At 72.2% G+C, this 20,093-nt stretch carries 16 protein-coding genes; 13 read left to right on the top strand and 3 right to left on the bottom strand.

Annotated elements, in window-relative coordinates; genetic code table 11:
- Window positions 1-17: 17 nt before the first annotated feature.
- A complete protein-coding gene (locus ACGF3I_RS31245) occupies window positions 18-842 on the top strand; it encodes a DsbA family protein (RefSeq protein ID WP_393137946.1) in 825 nt (274 codons plus the stop codon).
- Window positions 843-921: 79 nt separating this feature from the next.
- Window positions 922-1,935 carry a prolipoprotein diacylglyceryl transferase gene (lgt, locus tag ACGF3I_RS31240; RefSeq protein ID WP_393137944.1) on the top strand — a complete coding sequence of 338 codons (1,014 nt, stop codon included), beginning with the start codon at window positions 922-924 and terminating at the stop codon, window positions 1,933-1,935.
- 90 nt (window positions 1,936-2,025) lie between these two features.
- Here the strand turns inward: lgt and rbsK are convergent, their stop codons facing one another.
- Complete coding sequence (gene rbsK, locus ACGF3I_RS31235) at window positions 2,026-2,919, bottom strand: ribokinase (RefSeq protein ID WP_393137942.1); 894 nt, start codon at window positions 2,917-2,919, stop codon at window positions 2,026-2,028.
- Between the two features lie 271 nt (window positions 2,920-3,190).
- On the opposite strand from rbsK, the gene ACGF3I_RS31230 reads away from it, so the two are divergent.
- From ACGF3I_RS31230 to ACGF3I_RS31205, 6 genes are all read left to right on the top strand, one after another.
- Window positions 3,191-3,922 (top strand): VIT1/CCC1 transporter family protein, encoded by a 732-nt coding sequence (locus tag ACGF3I_RS31230; protein WP_393137940.1) that lies wholly within the window; start codon window positions 3,191-3,193, stop codon window positions 3,920-3,922.
- Between the two features lie 365 nt (window positions 3,923-4,287).
- Window positions 4,288-8,853 (top strand): glutamate synthase large subunit, encoded by a 4,566-nt coding sequence (gene gltB / locus ACGF3I_RS31225; protein WP_393137939.1) that lies wholly within the window; start codon window positions 4,288-4,290, stop codon window positions 8,851-8,853.
- Window positions 8,846-10,306, top strand: coding sequence for a glutamate synthase subunit beta (locus ACGF3I_RS31220; protein WP_393137937.1), 1,461 nt, complete (start codon window positions 8,846-8,848; stop codon window positions 10,304-10,306). The genes gltB and ACGF3I_RS31220 overlap by 8 nt, the downstream gene beginning before the upstream one ends.
- A gap of 276 nt (window positions 10,307-10,582) precedes the next feature.
- Entirely contained in the window at window positions 10,583-11,155 is a 573-nt protein-coding gene (locus tag ACGF3I_RS31215) for a HutD family protein (RefSeq protein ID WP_393137935.1), read from the top strand.
- A 41-nt stretch (window positions 11,156-11,196) separates the two neighbouring features.
- A complete protein-coding gene (locus ACGF3I_RS31210) occupies window positions 11,197-11,736 on the top strand; it encodes a pyridoxamine 5'-phosphate oxidase family protein (RefSeq protein ID WP_393137933.1) in 540 nt (179 codons plus the stop codon).
- Between the two features lie 64 nt (window positions 11,737-11,800).
- Window positions 11,801-12,520, top strand: coding sequence for an SDR family oxidoreductase (locus ACGF3I_RS31205; RefSeq protein ID WP_393137931.1), 720 nt, complete (start codon window positions 11,801-11,803; stop codon window positions 12,518-12,520).
- Window positions 12,521-12,542: 22 nt separating this feature from the next.
- Here the strand turns inward: ACGF3I_RS31205 and ACGF3I_RS31200 are convergent, their stop codons facing one another.
- Together ACGF3I_RS31200 and ACGF3I_RS31195 are read right to left on the bottom strand one after the other, a co-directional pair.
- Window positions 12,543-13,523: an acyl-CoA dehydrogenase family protein gene (locus ACGF3I_RS31200; RefSeq protein WP_393137929.1), complete on the bottom strand. Its 981-nt coding sequence runs from the start codon at window positions 13,521-13,523 to the stop codon at window positions 12,543-12,545.
- A complete protein-coding gene (locus ACGF3I_RS31195) occupies window positions 13,520-14,689 on the bottom strand; it encodes an acyl-CoA dehydrogenase family protein (RefSeq protein WP_393137927.1) in 1,170 nt (389 codons plus the stop codon). Before ACGF3I_RS31195 ends, ACGF3I_RS31200 begins: the two co-directional genes overlap by 4 nt.
- A gap of 54 nt (window positions 14,690-14,743) precedes the next feature.
- Here ACGF3I_RS31195 and ACGF3I_RS31190 point away from each other — a divergent pair, with 54 nt between their 5' ends.
- The 5 genes from ACGF3I_RS31190 to ACGF3I_RS31170 all read left to right on the top strand — a co-directional run bounded on the left by ACGF3I_RS31190 (window position 14,744) and on the right by ACGF3I_RS31170 (window position 19,617).
- A complete protein-coding gene (locus ACGF3I_RS31190; protein WP_393137926.1) occupies window positions 14,744-15,532 on the top strand; it encodes an SDR family oxidoreductase in 789 nt (262 codons plus the stop codon).
- Between the two features lie 21 nt (window positions 15,533-15,553).
- A complete protein-coding gene (locus ACGF3I_RS31185; protein WP_393137924.1) occupies window positions 15,554-16,183 on the top strand; it encodes a TetR/AcrR family transcriptional regulator in 630 nt (209 codons plus the stop codon).
- A 26-nt stretch (window positions 16,184-16,209) separates the two neighbouring features.
- Entirely contained in the window at window positions 16,210-17,367 is a 1,158-nt protein-coding gene (locus tag ACGF3I_RS31180) for an acetyl-CoA C-acetyltransferase (RefSeq protein WP_393137922.1), read from the top strand.
- Between the two features lie 204 nt (window positions 17,368-17,571).
- Window positions 17,572-17,775 carry a cold-shock protein gene (locus ACGF3I_RS31175; protein WP_030362889.1) on the top strand — a complete coding sequence of 68 codons (204 nt, stop codon included), beginning with the start codon at window positions 17,572-17,574 and terminating at the stop codon, window positions 17,773-17,775.
- Window positions 17,776-17,898: 123 nt separating this feature from the next.
- The gene (locus ACGF3I_RS31170) at window positions 17,899-19,617 is read left to right on the top strand and encodes a DEAD/DEAH box helicase (protein WP_393137920.1); all 1,719 of its coding nucleotides are present in this window, start codon (window positions 17,899-17,901) and stop codon (window positions 19,615-19,617) included.
- The last annotated feature ends 476 nt before the right edge of the window (window positions 19,618-20,093 follow it).

Here is a 20,093-nt window from a genome sequence, read left to right as displayed (position 1 = left end):
GGTTCGTTGCTGCGGGTGTGAGTGACAAGAACCCCGATGCGAAAAGGGCCGCGCGCGACCGGCTCGTCAAAGAACGTGAGCAGCAGAAGGCGGGCGAGCGCCGCCGGCGTCAGCTGATCGTGGCCGGTGCCGTGGTGGGCGTGCTCGCCCTGGCCGCCGTGATCGGTGTGATCGCCGCCAACGCGGGCGGCAACGACAGCGCCAAGGCCGCGAGCACCAGCGGCCCGGTCGTCGCGCCCTCCGGATCCGACGACAAGAACAAGCCCGCCATCCCGACCGGCGCGGTGGACGCGCCGTCCACCCTCACGGTGTGGGAGGACTTCCGCTGCCCGGCCTGCGCCGCGTTCGAGAACGGCTTCCGTGCCACCGTGCACCAACTGGTCAACAGCGGGCAGCTCCGCGTCCAGTACCACCTGGCCACGCTCATCGACGACAAGACGCGCGGCGCCGGTTCGCTGCACGCGGCCAACGCGGCGGCCTGCGCGCAGGACGCGGGGAAGTTCACCGCGTACCACGACGTCCTCTACACCAACCAGCCCGACGAGATGGACGACGCCTTCGCGGACAACGCCAAGCTGCTCGACCTGGCCAAGAAGGTGCCCGGTCTGGACACGCCGGCCTTCCGCTCCTGCGTCGAGAGCGGCACGCACAACAGCTGGGTCGTGAAGTCCAACGAGGCGTTCCAGGCGGGCAGGTTCAACGGCACGCCGACCGTCCAGCTCAACGGCGTGTCCGTCTTCCCGGCCAAGGGCAGCGAGCAGATCACCCCGGCGGCCCTGAAGAAGTGGGTGGCCGAGGCCAACAAGGGCAAGAAGCCCGGCAAGGCGAGCCCGGCCGCCTGAGGCGGAGGGGCCGTCGTTACTCATAAGTTGCCGGGCGGGTGCCGCTGCGCCCGCCCGGCACGGTAGCGTCGACCCTGCCATGGAACTTGCCTTCATCCCCAGTCCGTCGACCGGCGTGATCCACCTCGGACCGATCCCGCTGCGCGGCTACGCCTTCTGCATCATCATCGGTGTCTTCGTCGCCGTCTGGTACGGCAACAAGCGCTGGGTCGCACGCGGTGGCCGGTCCGGCACCGTCGCCGACATCGCCGTGTGGGCGGTGCCCTTCGGCCTCGTCGGCGGCCGGCTCTACCACGTCATCACCGACTACCAGCTGTACTTCAGCGACGGTGAGGACTGGGTCGGCGCCTTCAAGATCTGGGAGGGCGGCCTCGGCATCTGGGGCGCGGTCGCGCTCGGCGCGGTCGGCGCCTGGATCGGCTGCCGCCGCCGGGGCATCCCGCTGCCGGCCTGGGCCGACGCACTGGCCCCCGGGCTCGCCTTCGCCCAGGCCATCGGCCGCTGGGGCAACTGGTTCAACCAGGAGCTGTACGGCCGTCCCACCGACGTGCCGTGGGCGCTGAAGATCAGCGAGGGCCCGAACCGGATCGCGGGCACCTACCACCCGACGTTCCTGTACGAGTCGCTGTGGTGCGTGGGCGCCGGTTTCCTGATCATCTGGGCCGACCGCCGCTTCAAGCTGGGCCACGGCCGGGCGTTCGCGCTGTACGTCGCCACGTACTGCGCGGGCCGGTTCTGGATCGAGTACATGCGGGTCGACGAGGCCCACCACATCCTGGGCCTGCGCCTCAACGACTGGACGGCCGGCGGGGTCTTCCTGCTCGCGGTCGCCTACATCGTGGTCTCGGCGAAGCGGCGGCCCGGCCGCGAGGCGATCGTCGAGCCCGGCGCCCAGGACGACGACCCGGTGTCCCTGGACAAGGACGCGTCCCCGAAGGATCCCGCAGAGCCGACCGCCACGCAGGCCGAGGGCGCGACCGCGCACCCGACGGCCGAGCCGGCGGACCGGGCGACCTCGGAGCCGAAGGCCGAGCCGGCCGACGAGCCGAAGGCGGAGTCGCTGGCCGCCGAGCCGGAGCCGAAGAAGGCCTGACCCGGGCGGTCGCCTCCAGCCCTGCCGGGGCTGGAGGCCCCCCCGATCCCGAGCGGCCCGCCCCCAAGACAGCCCCGCCCGAAGGCCGCGCTACGCGTCGATCTCCGTCCGGTAGGGCATCGACGTGGCCGCCCCCGGCCGCTGGACCGACAGCGCCGCCGCCGTGGACGCCCAGGCGAGCGCGCCCGTCATCTCGCGTCCCTCGGCGAGCGCCACCGCGAGGGCGCCCACGAAGGTGTCGCCCGCACCGGTGGTGTCCACCGCCGTGACCGGCGGGGCCAGCACCGCCACCGGCTCCGGACGCGTACGCGAGGCGTAGAGGCAGCCGCGCGCGCCCAGCGTGATCACGACCTCGGGCACCAGGGCGAGCAGGGCCCGCGCGGCCCGCTCGGGGTCGCCCGTGATGCCGGTCAGCGCCGCGGCCTCGTGCTCGTTGGGGACCAACAGGTCGGTGGCGGCGAGGAGTTGGGCGGGCAGGGGCTGCTCGGGGGCCGGCGCGGGCGTCAGGATCGTACGGACCCCGTTGCGGCGGGCCGTCTCGGCGCCCTCCATCACCGCGCTCATCGGAAGCTCCAGCTGGAGCAGCAGGGACCGGGCCTCGGCGATCACCGCGCGGTCGGCGTGGCTGAGCGAGGTGAGCGAGCCGTTGGCGCCGGGGATGACGACGATCGAGTTGCCGCCGTCGCGGTCGACGACGATGTGGGCGGTGCCGGAAGGGCCCTCGATGGTGCGCAGCAGGTCGATGTCGACGCCCGCGCCTTCGAGCGTGGTGCGCAGCCGTCCGCCGAACTCGTCCGTGCCGACCGCGCCGATCATCGCGACGTCCGCCCCGGCCCGGGCGGCGGCGACGGCCTGGTTGGCCCCCTTGCCGCCGGGAACGGTGCGGAACTCGTGGCCGGTGACCGTCTCGCCGCTGCGGGGCGCGGTCGTGACGTAGGCGACGAGGTCCATGTTGGTGCTGCCGAGCACGGTGATCCGGGTCATGCCGGGATTGTCTCCCGCGGTCGGCCGGTTCGGTGACCGCACGGACGCCGGCGCGTTCCGGGCCGACCCGGCGACCGCCCGTTCCAGGGTGCCGAGCAGATCGCGGGCGTCGGCCCCCGACCCGCGCACAGCCAGGCCTTGCTTACTGAGCCGAGCCTCACTAAGTAAGGCCTTGCTTGCTGGCGCGGCCCTTACATCGCGCGTACTTTCGACGCTGTAGAGGGGGCGCGGGACCTACGGGGTGCCCGCGGCTGAGAGCAAGGGGATAGCTGTGTCCATCATCGATACCGACGCGACGCTGCACGAGGCGCACCGCGACAACCACACCCACCGTGACGTCAACGGTGGCTGGCTGCGCCCGGCCGTGTTCGGTGCGATGGACGGTCTGGTCTCCAACCTCGCCCTGATGACGGGAGTGGCCGGCGGCGAGGTCTCGCACCGCACCATCGTCATCACCGGGCTCGCCGGTCTCGCGGCGGGCGCCTTCTCGATGGCGGCCGGCGAATACACCTCGGTCGCCTCGCAGCGCGAGCTGGTCGAGGCCGAACTCGACATCGAGCGGCGGGAGTTGCGCAAGCACCCGGCCGACGAGGAGCGCGAGCTCGCCGAGCTGTACATGTCGCGGGGCGTCGAGCCCGAGCTCGCCCGCGAGGTCGCCCGGCAGCTGTCGCAGGACCCCGAGCAGGCGCTGGAGATCCACGCCCGCGAGGAGCTCGGCATCGACCCGTCGGACCTGCCCTCGCCGACCGTCGCCGCGGTGTCCTCCTTCGCCTCCTTCGCACTCGGCGCGCTGCTTCCCCTGCTGCCCTATCTGCTCGGCGCGTCCGCGCTGTGGCCGGCGGTGCTGCTCGCGCTCGTGGGCCTCTTCGGGTGCGGCGCGGTGGTCGCCAAGGTGACGGCCCGCTCGTGGTGGTTCAGCGGCGTGCGCCAGCTGGCCCTCGGCGGCGCCGCGGCGGCCCTCACCTTCGGCATCGGCTCCTTCTTCGGTACCGCCATCGGCTGACGCGCCGGTACGCGGGCGGGACACGGGCAGGACACGGGGCGGGGCCATCGGCCCCGCCCCGTGTGACATTCCTCCCGCGCGCAATCGAGCCGCACGCCGTAGAATGGCGGGGTATGCAGAGGCCCACATAACTAATCGTTACTCGGCGGTTTCGAATCTTTTTCCGCCGGGCATAGGCCGTACACACCCAGAACCGCACTCCTGTGCGCCCCCGTGGGCAATGAAGCCGACACCGGGTGTCCGCATGCTGGAATGAACTATCCGGTTCCCGAGATACGTTCCATCATGTAGCCTGCACAAAATTTTGCAGAGGGCCAACGTCGTCCCTCGGCTGTGAACATGCCACGACGACGACGGGAGAGCCGATGCGTTCCGACGCCTGGTCGCCCATGGACGGTCGCCCCGCCCAGCAGGGGATGTACGACCCCCGTAACGAGCACGACGCCTGCGGTGTCGGGTTCGTGGCCACCCTCACCGGTGTTGCCAGCCATGAGCTGGTCGAGCAGGCCCTGACCGTACTGCGCAACCTGGAACACCGCGGCGCCACCGGCTCCGAGCCGGACTCCGGTGACGGTGCGGGCATCCTGTTCCAGATTCCGGACGCGTTCCTGCGCGAGGTCACGGACTTCGAGCTGCCCGCAGCGGGCTCGTACGCCGTCGGTATCGCCTTCCTGCCGCTTGAGGAGACCGCCGAAGCCGTCTCACGGATCGAGACGATCGCCGGCGAGGAGGGCCTCACGGTCCTCGGGTGGCGTGAGGTCCCCGTCACCCCCGAACTGCTCGGCAACGGCGCCCGCGCCACCATGCCCGCCTTCCGCCAGCTGTTCGTCGCCGACGGCGACTCGACGGGCATCGCGCTCGACCGCAAGGCCTTCGTGCTGCGCAAGCGCGCCGAGCGCGAGGCCGGTGTCTACTTCCCGTCGCTCTCCGCCCGGACCATCGTCTACAAGGGCATGCTGACCACCGGCCAGCTGGAGCCGTTCTTCCCGGACCTCTCCGACCGCCGCTGCGCCACCGCCGTCGCCGTCGTGCACTCGCGGTTCTCCACCAACACCTTCCCCTCCTGGCCGCTGGCCCACCCGTACCGCTTCGTCGCGCACAACGGCGAGATCAACACGGTCAAGGGCAACCGCAACTGGATGGTGGCCCGCGAGTCCCAGCTCGCGTCGAACCTCTTCAACTCCGGCGCCGGCAAGATCGACCGCATCTTCCCCGTCTGCACGCCGGACGCCTCCGACTCCGCGTCCTTCGACGAGGTGCTCGAACTCCTCCACCTCGGCGGACGCTCGCTGCCCCACTCGGTCCTGATGATGGTCCCCGAGGCGTGGGAGAACCACGAGTCGATGGACCCGGACCGCCGCGCCTTCTACCAGTTCCACTCCACGATGATGGAGCCCTGGGACGGCCCGGCCTGCATCACCTTCACCGACGGCGTCCAGGTCGGCGCGGTCCTCGACCGCAACGGGCTGCGCCCGGGTCGCTACTGGGTGACCGACGACGGGCTCGTCGTCCTGTCCTCCGAGGTCGGCGTCCTCGACATCGACCCGGCCAAGGTCGTCCGTAAGGGCCGCCTCCAGCCCGGCCGGATGTTCCTCGTGGACACCGCCGAGCACCGCATCATCGAGGACGACGAGATCAAGGCGTCCCTCGCCGCGGAGAACCCGTACAAGGAGTGGCTGGAAGCCGGCGAGATCGAGCTGGAGGACCTGCCCGAGCGTGAGCACATCGTGCACACCCACGCCTCGGTCACCCGCCGCCAGCAGACCTTCGGCTACACCGAGGAAGAGCTCCGCGTCATCCTCGCGCCGATGGCCCGCACCGGTGGTGAGCCGCTCGGCTCCATGGGCACCGACTCGCCGATCGCCGCGCTCTCGGCCCGCCCCCGGCTGCTCTTCGACTACTTCACCCAGCTGTTCGCGCAGGTCACCAACCCGCCGCTGGACGCGATCCGCGAAGAGCTGGTCACCAGCCTGCGCTCCACGCTCGGCCCCCAGGGCAACCTCCTCGAGCCCACCGCGGCCTCCTGCCGCAGCGTCACCCTGCCCTTCCCGGTCATCGACAACGATGAGCTGGCGAAGCTGATCCACATCAACGCCGACGGCGACATGCCGGGCATGACGGCCGCCACGCTGTCGGGCCTGTACCGGGTCTCCGGCGGCGGCGACGCGCTGGCCGCCCGCATCGAGGCCATCTGCCAGGAGACCGACGCCGCGATCGAGGGCGGCGCCCGCCTGATCGTGCTGTCCGACCGGCACTCCGACGCCGAGCACGCGCCGATCCCGTCGCTGCTGCTCACCGCCGCCGTGCACCACCACCTCATCCGCACCAAGCAGCGCACCCAGGTGGGCCTGCTGGTCGAGGCCGGTGACGTCCGCGAGGTGCACCACGTCGCGCTGCTCATCGGGTACGGCGCCGCCGCGGTCAACCCGTACCTCGCGATGGAGTCCGTCGAGGACCTCGTGCGGGCCGGCACCTTCATCGAGGGCCTGGAGCCCGAGCAGGCCATCCGCAACCTGATCTACGCGCTCGGCAAGGGCGTCCTGAAGGTCATGTCCAAGATGGGCATCTCCACGGTCGCCTCCTACCGCGGCGCCCAGGTCTTCGAGGCCGTCGGCCTCGACGAGGCCTTCGTGCAGAAGTACTTCATCGGTACCGCCACCAAGATCGGCGGCGCCGGACTCGGCGTCGTCGCCAAGGAGGTCGCCGCCCGGCACGCCAAGGCCTACCCCGCCTCCGGCACCCCCTCGGCGCACCGCGCCCTGGAGATCGGCGGCGAGTACCAGTGGCGCCGCGAGGGCGAGCCGCACCTGTTCGACCCGGAGACGGTCTTCCGCCTCCAGCACGCCACCCGCAACAAGCGCTACGACATCTTCAAGCAGTACACGGACCGCGTGAACGAGCAGTCCGAGCGCCTGATGACGCTGCGCGGCCTGTTCGGCTTCAGCAGCGGGCGCCCGTCGATCCCTCTCGACGAGGTCGAGCCGGTCTCCGAGATCGTCAAGCGCTTCTCCACCGGCGCCATGTCGTACGGCTCCATCTCGCGCGAGGCGCACGAGACGCTCGCCATCGCCATGAACCAGCTGGGCGGCAAGTCCAACACCGGTGAGGGCGGCGAGGACCCGGACCGCCTGTACGACCCGGCGCGCCGCTCCTCGATCAAGCAGGTCGCCTCCGGCCGCTTCGGCGTCACCAGCGAGTACCTGGTCAACGCGGACGACATCCAGATCAAGATGGCGCAGGGCGCCAAGCCCGGCGAGGGCGGCCAGCTGCCCGGCCACAAGGTCTACCCGTGGGTCGCCAAGACCCGCCACTCCACCCCGGGCGTCGGCCTCATCTCGCCGCCGCCGCACCACGACATCTACTCCATCGAGGACCTGGCCCAGCTGATCCACGACCTCAAGAACGCCAACCCGGCCGCGCGCATCCATGTGAAGCTCGTGTCCGAGGTCGGCGTCGGAACGGTCGCCGCGGGTGTCTCCAAGGCGCACGCGGACGTCGTCCTCATCTCGGGTCACGACGGCGGCACCGGTGCCTCCCCGCTCACCAGCCTCAAGCACGCGGGCGGCCCCTGGGAGCTCGGCCTCGCCGAGACCCAGCAGACGCTGCTGCTCAACGGCCTGCGCGACCGCATCGTGGTGCAGACCGACGGCCAGCTCAAGACCGGACGCGACGTCGTCATCGCCGCACTGCTCGGCGCCGAGGAGTTCGGTTTCGCGACCGCGCCGCTCGTCGTCTCCGGCTGCGTCATGATGCGCGTCTGCCACCTGGACACCTGCCCGGTCGGCATCGCCACGCAGAACCCGGTGCTGCGCGACCGCTTCTCCGGCAAGCCCGAATTCGTCGTGAACTTCTTCGAGTTCATCGCCGAAGAGGTCCGCGAGATCCTGGCCGAGCTCGGCTTCCGCACGATCGAGGAGGCCGTCGGCCACGCCGAACTCCTCGACACCGACCGGGCCGTGACCCACTGGAAGGCCCAGGGCCTCGACCTCGCGCCGCTGTTCCACGTGCCCGAGCTGCCCGAGGGCGCCGTGCGCCACGCGCTGGTCGAGCAGGACCACGGCCTGGAGAAGGCGCTCGACAACGAGCTCATCAAGCTCGCCGCCGAAGCCCTGGAGGCCGACTCGCCCGAGGCCGCCCAGCCGGTCCGCGCGCAGATCGCCATCCGCAACATCAACCGCACCGTGGGCACCATGCTCGGCCACGAGGTGACGAAGAAGTTCGGTGGCGCGGGCCTGCCCGACGACACCATCGACATCACCTTCACCGGCTCGGCGGGCCAGTCCTTCGGCGCCTTCCTGCCGCGCGGCGTGACGCTGCGCCTGGAGGGCGACGCCAACGACTACGTCGGCAAGGGCCTGTCCGGCGGCCGCGTCATCGTCCGCCCGGACCGCAGCGCCGACCACCTCGCCGAGTACTCCACGATCGCGGGCAACACCATCGCCTACGGCGCGACCGGCGGCGAGCTGTTCCTGCGGGGCCGCACCGGCGAGCGCTTCTGCGTCCGCAACTCCGGTGCCACCGTCGTCTCGGAGGGCGTGGGCGACCACGGCTGCGAGTACATGACCGGCGGCAACGCGGTCGTCCTCGGCGAGACCGGGCGCAACTTCGCGGCCGGCATGTCCGGCGGCATCGCGTACGTGATCGACCTGGACCGCGACAACGTCAACTCCGGCAACCTGGGCGCCATCGAGGCGCTGAGCGAGACCGACAAGCAGTGGCTGCACGACGTCGTGCGCCGCCACTTCGAGGAGACGGGCTCGACGGTCGCCGAGAAGCTGCTCGCCGACTGGGCCGCGCACGTGGACCGCTTCAGCAAGATCATCCCGACCACGTACAAGGCAGTGCTCGCCGCCAAGGACGCCGCTGAGCTCGCCGGTCTCTCCGAGCAGGAGACCACCGAGAAGATGATGGAGGCGGCGACCAATGGCTGACCCCAAGGGCTTCCTGACCACCGGGCGCGAGGTCGCCAAGACCCGCCCGGTGGGCGAGCGAGTCAAGGACTGGAACGAGGTCTACGTTCCCGGCTCCCTGCTGCCGATCATCAGCAAGCAGGCCGGCCGCTGCATGGACTGCGGCATCCCGTTCTGCCACAACGGCTGTCCGCTCGGAAACCTCATCCCCGAGTGGAACGACTACGCCTACCGCGAGGACTGGCGGGCCGCCTCCGAGCGCCTGCACGCCACCAACAACTTCCCGGAGTTCACCGGGCGGCTGTGCCCGGCGCCCTGCGAGTCGGCGTGCGTGCTGGGCATCAACCAGCCCGCCGTCACCATCAAGAACGTCGAAGTCTCCATCATCGACAAGGCGTGGGACACCGGCGACGTCCGGCCGCAGGCGCCCGAGCGCCTGTCCGGCAAGACCGTCGCGGTCATCGGTTCGGGCCCGGCGGGCCTGGCCGCCGCCCAGCAGCTGACCCGGGCGGGCCACACGGTCGCCGTGTACGAGCGCGCCGACCGCATCGGCGGTCTGCTTCGCTACGGCATCCCCGAGTTCAAGATGGAGAAGGTGCACATCAACCGCCGCATCGAGCAGATGCGCGCGGAGGGCACCAAGTTCCGCACCGAGGTCGAGATCGGCCGCGACATCGACGCCGCCAAGCTGCGCAAGCGCTACGACGCGGTCGTCATCGCGGCCGGCGCCACCGTCTCGCGCGACCTGCCGGTCCCGGGCCGCGAGCTGAACGGCATCCACTTCGCGATGGAGTACCTGCCGCTCGCCAACAAGGTGCAGGAGGGCGACTTCGTGGCGCCCCCCATCACCGCCGAGGGCAAGCACGTCGTGGTCATCGGCGGCGGTGACACCGGCGCGGACTGCGTGGGCACCGCCCACCGCCAGGGCGCGGCCTCCGTCACCCAGCTGGAGATCATGCCGCGGCCGGGCGACGAGCGGAACCCGAACCAGCCCTGGCCCACCTTCCCCATGCTCTACAAGGTGACCTCCGCGCACGAGGAGGGCGGCGAGCGCGTCTACTCCGTCTCGACCACCCACTTCGAGGGCGACGAGGACGGCAACGTCAAGGCGCTGCACCTGACCGAGGTCGAGTTCATCGACGGCAAGCTGACCCCGAAGCCCGGCACCGAGCGGTCCATCCCCGCACAGCTGGTCACCCTCGCCATGGGCTTCACCGGCACCGACCAGGCCAACGGCCTCGTCCAGCAGTTCGGCCTCGCACTCGACGAGCGGGGTAATGTGGCCCGGGACGCCGACTTCGCGACCAACGTCGACGGCGTGTTCGTCGCCGGTGACGCGGGCCGCGGCCAGTCCCTGATCGTCTGGGCGATCGCCGAGGGCCGCTCCGCCGCCCGCGGCGTCGACCGCTACCTGACCGGTGCGAGCGACCTGCCCGCCCCGATCCGCCCCACGGACCGTTCGCTGATGGTCTGACCCCTCATCGTCCCGTACAACGACGTGCGGAACTGACCGGCGCCCGCCCCACTGTCCCCGACCGGACGACTGGGCGGGCGCCGCGGCATGCCCGGGCGGACGGCCCGCGACGCCTCTGGCGTAGCCTCGTCACCCCCGACCCGCCGGACCGGCCAAGCGAACGGAGCCGAGGCGCATGCCCGCACTTCACCCGGGTGACCGACGCCCAGCCGTACGACGGCTGCTCGGCGAGTTCCCGCTCTGGCTCAGGGCCGCCCGTGCGCAGGGGATCGTCGCGTGAGCGGCACCGGGAGCGGCGGCGGTGCCGGGGGCGTCACGGTTTTGCGGGCCGGCGTTCGGCGGGCCGTGCCGTGGCGGAACGGCGGCGGGGTGACCCGGGGCGTCGCCGCCCACCCCGAGGGCGCCGGCACCGCGGACTTCGCCTGGCGGGTCAGTCTCGCGGACGTCGGCGAGGACGGCCCGTTCTCCGGCTTCCCCGGCGTCGAGCGGATCCTCACCCTCGTCGAGGGCGCCGGCATGGACCTCACCGTGGCCGGCCGGCGCCGCCTGGTGGACGAGCGGTTCGTGCCCCAGCACTTCCCCGGCGACGCCCCCACCGACTGCCACCTCCTGGCCGGCCCGGTCGTCAACTTCAACGTGATGTTCCGCCGGGGCCACCCCGCCCCAAAGGTCGCCGTCGTGCGGGGCGGCCTCACGGTCGCGGGCCCCGTCCTGGTCGTCGCCCTCGACGCGCCCGCCCTCGCCGGCGGCGTGCGCCTCGACACCTACGACGCGCTGCGCACCGACGGCGGCGCCACGACGGTGCGGGCCGAGGGCCACATGGCGGTCGTCACCCTGCCCGCGCCGTAATCCGGACAGGAGATGTCGGGTATCCGGGGTTTCCTGGACGGGTGACGAACACAGACGTGGCAACCGAGGAGACAGGGCCCACCGCGGTGGGCTGGGCGGCGTTCCAGCAGGCGGAGGCGGAGTTCGCCGGACTCGTGGAGGCGCGGTTCAAGAAGTACCGGCACCAGGTCCTGGCGACCCTGCGCAAGGACGGCTCGCCCCGGGTGACCGGACTCGAGGTGGAGTTCCGGGGCGGTGAGCTGTGGCTCGGCATGATGCCGGGCTCGATGAAGGCCCGAGACCTGCTCCGCGACCCGCGTTTCGCGATCCAGGCCAACCCCGGGCCCGACGCGAAGATGGCCGACGGCGACGTCCGGGTCGCGGGTCGGGCCGTGGAGGTCACCGACCCCGCCGTGCGGGCGTTCTTCGTCGCCCAGGTGTCGCCCCCCGAACCGTTCCTCCTCTTTCGCGCCGAACTGACCGAGGTCGTGTTCACCGGCCTCGGACACGACGAACTGGTGGTACGGGTCTGGCGGCCGGGCGCCGCCCTGCGCACCATCCGGCGCGGCAACGGCGAGGAAGGGGTGCGCGAGGACGCCTGAACGGGGCCCGCCGCCGCTACAGTCGCGAGGGCACGTCAACGGGCTGAGGAAAACAGGGGAGTTCATGAGCAGCGAACACGACAGCGGCGCCGTCACCCTCGTCACCGGCGGGGCGAGCGGGATCGGCGCCGCCACCGTCCGGCGCCTGGTGGACGCCGGGCACCGGGTGGCCGTCACCGGCCGCGACCAGGCCAGGCTCGATGCCTTCGCGGCCGAACTGGGCGCGGGGGAGCGGCTGTTGGCGGTGGCCGCCGACACCACCGACTTCGCCTCGATCGGCGCGGCCGTCGAGGCGACGCTCAAGACGTTCGGGCGGCTCGACCACGTGGTGGCCAACGCCGGGTTCTCCACCCACGACAACCTCGCCGACGGCGACCCCGACCACTGGCGCGAGATGCTCCTGGTCAACGTCCTCGGCCCGGCCGTCCTCGTGAAGGCCGCGCTGCCCGCGCTCACCGAGAGCGGGGGCCGCGTCGTGATGGTGGGCAGCACCGCCGGGATCAAGAACACCCCGGGCAACATGTACTCGGTGTCCAAGACCGCGCTCACCTCGCTCGCCGAGAACACCCGCGTCCTGGTGACCGGCTCCGGTGTCGGTGTGACCCTGGTCGCGCCCGGCCGCGTCGACACCCCGTTCTGGTCGAGCCACCCGACGGGCACGGTGCCGGGCGGCCCGGCCATGACCCCGCAGCACGTCGCCGAGGCCATCGTGTGGGCACTGGCCCAGCCGGCCGGCGTGGAGGTGAACACCGTGGTGGTCCGCCCGACGGGCCAGATCCACTGAGCGCCCCGCACCGCCCGCCCGCTCAGCCGCCGAGCACCGCCGCACGGCACTGCGCGGGCGACCCCCAGGCGTCCCTGAGCGGGCGCGCCTTGCGCAGCCACAGCGACAGGTCGAGCTCCTGGGTGTAGCCGACCGCACCGTGCAGTTGCAGCGCGGTGCGGGCGGCGCCGTACGCGGCCTCCCCGGCCGTCACCTTCGCCGCGGCCACCTCGCCCGGTGCGAGCGACAGGGCCGCCCCGTACAGCAGGGGCCGCGCGAACTCCACCGCGATCAGGGTGTCCGCGAGCCGGTGCTTGACCGCCTGGAACGACCCGACGGGCACCCCGAACTGGGTGCGCTGCTTGACGTACGCCACGGTCCGCGCCAGCAGTGCCTCGGCGACCCCGAGGCACTGCCCGGCCGCCGCGAGCCGCCCCCACAGCGCGGCGTGATCCGCGGCCCCGGCCAACTCGGGCCCCGCGAAGAGGAGTTCACCGCCGGGCAGCGGACGGGCCAGGCGGCGGGCCGGATCGGCCGACGGCTGTACGGGCCCGTGGCCCGGGGCGAGCCGCAGTTCCCGGCCCGTCACCGTGAGCACCGCGTCCGCCGTGTCGGCGTCCAGCGCGTACGGGCCGGCTCCCGGCAGCAGGACGCTCGCCGCGCAGCTGCCCGAGACGATCGCGGGCAGCAGCCGCTTGGCGGGGCCCGGCTCGCCCAGCTCCGCGAGCCGGCCCAGGAGTGCCCCCGCGGCCACCGTCTCCACGACCGGCCCCGGTACCGCGTGGCGCCCCAACTCCACGCAGACGAGGGCCAGTTCAAGGGGCAGCGGCCCGGCGCCGTCGTACGCCTCGGGTGCCACCAGCGCGAACACCCCGGCCTCGGCGATCCGCGAGAACAGGGCCCGCCCCGGCCCGGCGTCCCCCGCACTCCAGGCCCGGACCGCCCGCGGCACGTCGGCCGCGGTCAGCATCGCGTCCAGGGAGCGTGCGAAGTCACGCTGCTGAGCGGTGAGCAGAAACCTCATCGGCGCCCCTTGGGGAGGCCGAGCAGGCGCTCGGCGATGATGTCGCGCTGGATCTCGTTGGTCCCCGCGTAGAGGGGGCCGGCCAGCGAGAAGACGTGGTTCTCGGCCCAACTCCCGTGCCCCGGAGCCTCGTCGGCCTCGTCCGACAGCTCCGCGTACGGCCCGAGCAGATCGAGGGCGCACTCGTGCAGGGCGATGTCGTACTGCGACCAGAACACCTTGTTGAGGCTGGACTCGGCGCCGATGGCCCCGCCCGCGGCGAAGCGGGAGGCGCCCGCCCAGGTGAAGAGCTGATAGGCGCGCGCCCCGATGACCGCGTCCGCGACGCGGTCGCGCAGCGCCGTGTCCGCCGGATCGCCCGCCGTGCGCCACAGTTCCACCAGGCGCGCGGCCGAGGCGAGGAAGCGGCCGGGGGAGCGCAGCATCAGGCCGCGCTCGTTGCCGGTCGTCGACATCGCGATGCGCCAGCCCGCCCCTGCCTCGCCGATGACGTCCTGGTCCGGCACGAAGACGCGGTCCAGGAAGAGCTCGGCGAAGGCCGGCTTCCCGTCGAGGCGGCCGATGGGACGGACCGTCACCCCCGGCGCGCGCAGGTCGAACATCAGGTAGGTGAGGCCCTGGTGGGGCCGGGCCGCGTCCGGATCCGTACGGAAGATGCCGAAGGCGCGGTCGGCGAACGCGGCCCGCGAGGACCAGGTCTTCTGGCCCGTGAGCAGCCAGCCCCCGGCCGTGCGCTCGGCCCGTGACCTGAGCGAGGCGAGGTCGGACCCCGCCTCCGGCTCCGACCAGGCCTGTGCCCAGATCGTCGCGCCGCTCGCCATGTCCGGCAGGATCCGCGCCCGCTGCTCGGGCGTGCCGTGGTCGAACAGGGTCGGGGCGAGGAGGTTGATGCCGTTCTGCGAGACGCGGCCGGGGCCGCCCGCCGCGAAGTACTCCTCCTCGAAGACCAGCCACTGGAAGATGTCGGCGCCCCGGCCCCCGAACTCCTCGGGCCACGACACCACCGACCAGCGGTCCGCGTGCAGCCGCGCCTCCCACTCCCGGTGGGCCGCGAAGCCGGCCGCGGTCTCCAGCGAGGGGAGCGGGGCGGCGGGGACGTGGGCGGCGAGCCAGTCGCGCGCCTCGGCCCGCAGGGCCTCCTGGGCGGGGGTGGGATCCAGGTCCATGGGGGCGGCACACCATCCTTCCCTAACAAGTGTTTGGTAGGTTAACGTGGCGCCGTGACGGACAACAAGGCTCAGTACGTGCCGGGCCACGGTCTGCTCGACGGCCGCACCGCCGTCGTCACCGCGGCGGCCGGCGCCGGGATCGGCGGGGCGACCGCCCGCAGGCTCCTCGAAGAGGGCGCCCGGATCGTCATCGGCGACGCCCACGCCCGCCGCCTGGGGGAGACCGAGCAGGCGCTCGCCGCCGAGTTCGGCGCCCACCGCGTCGCCTCACTGCCCTGCGACGTCACCGACGAACACCAGGTCGCCGCCCTCTTCGCGCTCGCCGCACACGAACACGGCGGACTCGACATCGTGGTCAACAACGCGGGTCTCGGCGGGACCTGCTCCCTGGTCGACATGACCGACCAGGCCTGGTCCAAGGTCCTCGACGTCACCCTGAACGGCACCTTCCGCTGCACCCGCGCGGCCCTGCGCGCCTTCAAGGACTCCGGCCGGGGCGGCGTCGTCGTCAACAACGCCTCCGTCGTCGGCTGGCGCGCCCAGGCGGGCCAGGCCCACTACGCCGCCGCCAAGGCGGGCGTCATGGCCCTCACCCGGTGCGCGGCCGTCGAAGCCGCCGAACTCGGCGTCCGGGTCAACGCGGTGGCGCCCAGCCTCGCCATGCACCCGCACCTGGTGAAGGTGACCTCGGCCCGACTCCTCGAAGAGCTCACCGCCCGCGAGGCGTTCGGCCGCCACGCCGAACCCTGGGAGGTCGCCAACGTCATCGTCTTCCTCGCCAGCGGCTACTCCTCGTACCTCACCGGCGAGGTCGTCTCCGTCAGCAGCCAGCACCCCTAGCCGGGACGACACAATGGCCCGGTGCCGACGAACAAGAAGCCCACGAACCAGAAGAAGACGCAGGTGACCGCCGTGCCCGAGCGGCGGCGCGAACTCCTCGCCACGGCGGCCGAGGTGTTCGCCGCCCAGGGCTACAACGCCACCACCGTACGGAAGATCGCCGACCGGGCGGGCCTGCTCGCGGGCAGCCTGTACTACCACTTCGACTCCAAGGAGTCGATGCTCGACGAGATCCTCTCGACGTTCCTGGACGAGCTCTGGGCGGGCTACGACGCCGTGCTCGCCGCCGGACTCGGCCCGCGGGAGACCATCGAGGCCCTGGTCACCGAGTCCTTCCGGGAGATCGACCGGCACCGCGCCGCCGTCGCCATCTACCAGAAGGAGTCCGCGCACCTGGCCGCGCTCCCGCGCTTCCACTACCTCGCCGACTCGCAGCAGAAGTTCGAGAAGGCGTGGCTGGGGACCCTGGAGCGGGGCGTCGCCGCCCGCGCCTTCCGGGCCGACCTCGACATCCGCCTCACCTACCGCTTCGTGCGCGACACGGTGTGGGTGGCCGCGTCCTGGTACCGGCCGGGCGGCCGGCACAGCCCCGAGGAGATCGCCCGCCAGTACCTCTCGATGGTCCTGGACGGCATCGCCCTGCGTACGTAACACACCGATGCGATAGGGGAGTTGGCATGAGCGAGGCCTACATCGTCGAAGCGGTGCGCACCCCGGTGGGGCGGCGCGGCGGAGGGCTCTCGGCGGTGCACCCCGCCGACCTCGGGGCCCATGTGCTGAAGGCGCTGGTCGAGCGCAGCGGCATCGACCCGGCCGCCGTCGAGGACGTCGTCTTCGGCTGCCTGGACACCGTGGGCCCCCAGGCCGGCGACATCGCCCGTACGGCATGGCTGGCGGCCGGCCTGCCCGAAGAGGTGCCCGGCGTCACCGTCGACCGCCAGTGCGGCTCCTCCCAGCAGGCCGTCCACTTCGCCGCCCAGGGCGTGCTGTCGGGCACCCAGGACCTGGTGGTGGCGGGCGGCACCCAGAGCATGTCGATGATCCCGATCGCCTTCGCCTCCCGCCAGGCCGCCGAACCCCTCGGCCTCACCGACGGTCCCTTCCTCGGCAGCGCGGGCTGGCGGGCCCGCTACGGGGACGCGCCGGTCAACCAGTTCCACGGCGCCCAGCTGATCGCCGAGAAGTGGGGCGTGACCCGCCGCGACATGGAGGAGTTCGCCCTGCGCTCGCACCGGCGGGCCGTCCGCGCCATCGACGAGGGCCGCTTCGCCCGGGAGACCGTCGCCCACGGGGAGGTGACGACGGACGAGGGGCCGCGCAGGGACACCACGCTGGAGAAGATGGCCGGGCTCCGGCCCGTCCTGGAGGGCGGCACCATCACCGCGGCCTGCTCCTCCCAGGTCTCCGACGGGGCGGCGGCCCTGCTCATCGCCTCCGAGCGCGCCGTCGCCGAGCACGGCCTGACCCCGCGCGCCCGCGTCCACCACCTCTCGGTCCGGGGCGAGGACCCCGTCCGCATGCTGTCCGCGCCGATCCCCGCCACCGCGTACGCCCTGAAGAAGACCGGTCTGCGGATCGACGACATCGACCTCGTCGAGATCAACGAGGCGTTCGCGCCGGTCGTCCTCGCCTGGCTGAAGGAGACCGGCGCCGACCCGGACCGGGTCAACGTCAACGGCGGCGCCATCGCACTCGGCCATCCGCTGGGCGCGACCGGCGCCAAGCTCATGACGACCCTGCTGCACGAGCTCGAACGCACCGGCGGGCGCTACGGCCTCCAGACGATGTGCGAAGGTGGCGGCCAGGCCAATGTGACGATCATCGAGCGGCTGTAACCGCCGTCACGGTGGCCTCAGCCGCGGCATGCTACTGTGGACGTGTTGCAGTTTTGGTACCCATATACTTTATGTGCGCCTGACGGGAATGCTTCCTCAGGCGCATATTTGTTTTCCGGGTTTCTCCGGATGGGCTCAATGCGGCGACGAGGAATCCGTAAATCCGCGGATTTCCGGAACTGCCCCTGTCTTAGGAGAAATGACATGGCTACTGGCACCGTGAAGTGGTTCAACTCGGAAAAGGGCTTCGGCTTCATCGAGCAGGACGGCGGCGGCCCCGACGTCTTCGCCCACTACTCCAACATCGCCTCCTCCGGCTTCCGTGAGCTCCTTGAGGGCCAGAAGGTCTCCTTCGAGGTCACCCAGGGCCAGAAGGGCCTGCAGGCGGAGAACATCGTTCCCGCCTAATTCGCCGACGAGGCGTATTTTGCAGCCGCGGATTCCGTGGCTCGCGAATTTCGCAGCCGGGGCCCGCACCCTCAGGTGCGGGTCCCGGCTTGTGCTGTCTTGTCCCAGGAAGGCAAATTCCGTATGACGCGCATGACCAGCAAGCGCTCCGGTGCCGGTTCCGGTACCGGCTCCCGTTCCGGTTCCGGTTCCAGCTCCGGCGCCCGCAGGGGCACCGGCAGGCCCGCCGCCAAGTCCGCGAAGTCCGCCAAGGGCCGGACCATGGCGCCGCAGGGCGAGTTCCAGCTGCCGGAGACCCTCACCCCCGCGCTGCCGGCCGTCGAGGCGTTCGCCGACCTGGACATGCCCGCGGCGCTCCTCAAGACGCTCGACGCGCAGGGCGTGACCGAGCCGTTCCCCATCCAGGGCGCCACCCTGCCCAACTCCCTCGCCGGCCGCGACATCCTCGGCCGTGGGCGCACCGGCTCCGGCAAGACCCTCGCCTTCGGCCTCGCCCTGCTCGCCCGCACCGCGGGCCGGCGCGCCGAGCCCAAGGCGCCGCTCGCCATGGTCCTGGTGCCGACGCGTGAACTCGCCCAGCAGGTCACCGACGCGCTCACCCCGTACGCCACGGCCGTGAACCTGCGGCTCACCACCGTCGTCGGCGGCCTGTCCCTGACCAAGCAGGCCAACGCGCTGCGCCGCGGCGCCGAGGTGATGGTCGCCACCCCCGGCCGTCTCAAGGACCTCATAGAACGAGGCGACTGCTCCCTGGAGAACGTCGCCGTCACGGTCCTCGACGAGGCCGACCAGATGGCCGACATGGGCTTCATGCCGCAGGTCACCGCGCTGCTCAAGCAGGTCGAGCCGGACGGCCAGCGGATGCTGTTCTCCGCGACCCTGGACGCCAACATCGACCGCCTGGTCCGGATGTTCCTCACCGACCCGGTGGTGCACTCCGTCGACCCGTCGGCGGGCGCGGTCACCACGATGGAACACCACGTCCTGTACGTGATGGACGAGACCGACAAGAAGGCCGTCACCACGCGGATCGCGGCCCGCGACGGTCGCGTGATCATGTTCCTGGACACCAAGCGTTCCGTCGACCGGCTGGTCAAGCGACTCCTCGCGAGCGGGGTACGGGCGGCCGGCCTGCACGGCGGACGCTCCCAGCCGCAGCGCAACCGCACGCTCGACCAGTTCAAGAACGGGCAGGTCACGGCGCTGGTCGCCACCAATGTCGCGGCGCGCGGCATCCACGTCGACGACCTCGACCTCGTCGTCAACGTCGACCCGCCGACGGACCACAAGGACTACCTCCACCGCGGTGGGCGCACCGCCCGGGCGGGCGAGTCGGGCAGCGTTGTCACGCTCGTCCTGCCGGACGAGAAGCGCGAGATGACCAAGCTGATGTCGTTCGCGGGGATCCGTCCGCGCATGGCCGAGATCAAGTCCAGCTCCGAGGAGCTGGTCCGCGTGACCGGTGCGCGCGAGCCGTCCGGGGTTCCCGTGGTCATCGAACTCCCGCCCCAGCCGGAACCGAAGCGGGCCCCCTCGGGGAGCACCCGCACCCGCTCCCGCCGGGGCGGTGCGCCCCGGGCGCAGGGGGGTTCGGGTGGTGGTTCGGGTGCCCGGGCTCAGGGTGGTTCGGCTGCTCGGGCGCAGGGTGGTTCGGGTGGCCGTGCGCAGGGTGGTTCGGCTGCTCGGGCGCAGGGCGGTTCGGGTGCCCGGGCGCAGGGTGGTTCGTCGGCCCGTGCTCAGGGGGCCGGGTCCCGTGTGCAGGGTGGTTCGGGTGGTCGCAGCCAGGGGGGCCGTGGACAAGGTGGGGCTGCCGGGCGGGCGGCTCGGGGTGGCCGGGGCTGATTTGCGCCCTACCCGGGGCTCGGCCCTGGGGGGCTTGGGGCCGGCCCCCGGGGGGTTTGCCCACCCGCCCGCCCGTGCGGCGGGTTGTATCGGCTGGGCCCCTGGGGCTGCGCCCCAGACCCGCTGAGGGGCTCCGCCCCTCGGACCCCGGCGGGTTTGCCCACCCGCCCGCCCGTGCAGCGGGTTGGATAGGCCCGGGCCCTGGGGCTGCGCCCCAGACCCGCTGAGGGGCTCCGCCCCTCGGACCCCGGGGGGTTTGCCCACCCGCCCGCCCGTGCAGCGGGTTGGAAGGTGCCGGGCCCTGGGGCTGCGCCCCAGACCCGCTGAGGGGCTCCGCCCCTCGGACCCCGGGGGGTTTGCCCACCCGCCCGCCCGTGCAGCGGGCTGGAAGGGTTCGGCCCCTGGGGCTGCGCCCCAGACCCGCTGAGGGGCTCCGCCCCTCGGACCCCGGCGGGGGCTGCGCCCCCTGCACCCCC

Origin of the sequence: Streptomyces sp. NPDC048111 (assembly GCF_043202815.1) — a bacterium.
GTDB lineage: Bacteria > Actinomycetota > Actinomycetes > Streptomycetales > Streptomycetaceae > Streptomyces.
This window is presented reverse-complemented; position numbering and strand designations above follow the sequence as displayed.

Excerpts from the sequence above, each read along its gene's own strand:
- ACGF3I_RS31200 (WP_393137929.1), bottom strand. The coding sequence starts at position 13,523 with ATGAGGTTTCTGCTCACCGCTCAGCAGCGTGACTTCGCACGCTCCCTG.
- rbsK (WP_393137942.1), bottom strand. The coding sequence starts at position 2,919 with ATGACCCGGATCACCGTGCTCGGCAGCACCAACATGGACCTCGTCGCC.
- ACGF3I_RS31195 (WP_393137927.1), bottom strand. The coding sequence starts at position 14,689 with ATGGACCTGGATCCCACCCCCGCCCAGGAGGCCCTGCGGGCCGAGGCG.
- ACGF3I_RS31175 (WP_030362889.1), top strand. The coding sequence starts at position 17,572 with ATGGCTACTGGCACCGTGAAGTGGTTCAACTCGGAAAAGGGCTTCGGC.
- ACGF3I_RS31170 (WP_393137920.1), top strand. The coding sequence starts at position 17,899 with ATGACGCGCATGACCAGCAAGCGCTCCGGTGCCGGTTCCGGTACCGGC.
- ACGF3I_RS31180 (WP_393137922.1), top strand. The coding sequence starts at position 16,210 with ATGAGCGAGGCCTACATCGTCGAAGCGGTGCGCACCCCGGTGGGGCGG.
- ACGF3I_RS31220 (WP_393137937.1), top strand. The coding sequence starts at position 8,846 with ATGGCTGACCCCAAGGGCTTCCTGACCACCGGGCGCGAGGTCGCCAAG.
- gltB (WP_393137939.1), top strand. The coding sequence starts at position 4,288 with ATGCGTTCCGACGCCTGGTCGCCCATGGACGGTCGCCCCGCCCAGCAG.
- ACGF3I_RS31205 (WP_393137931.1), top strand. The coding sequence starts at position 11,801 with ATGAGCAGCGAACACGACAGCGGCGCCGTCACCCTCGTCACCGGCGGG.
- lgt (WP_393137944.1), top strand. The coding sequence starts at position 922 with ATGGAACTTGCCTTCATCCCCAGTCCGTCGACCGGCGTGATCCACCTC.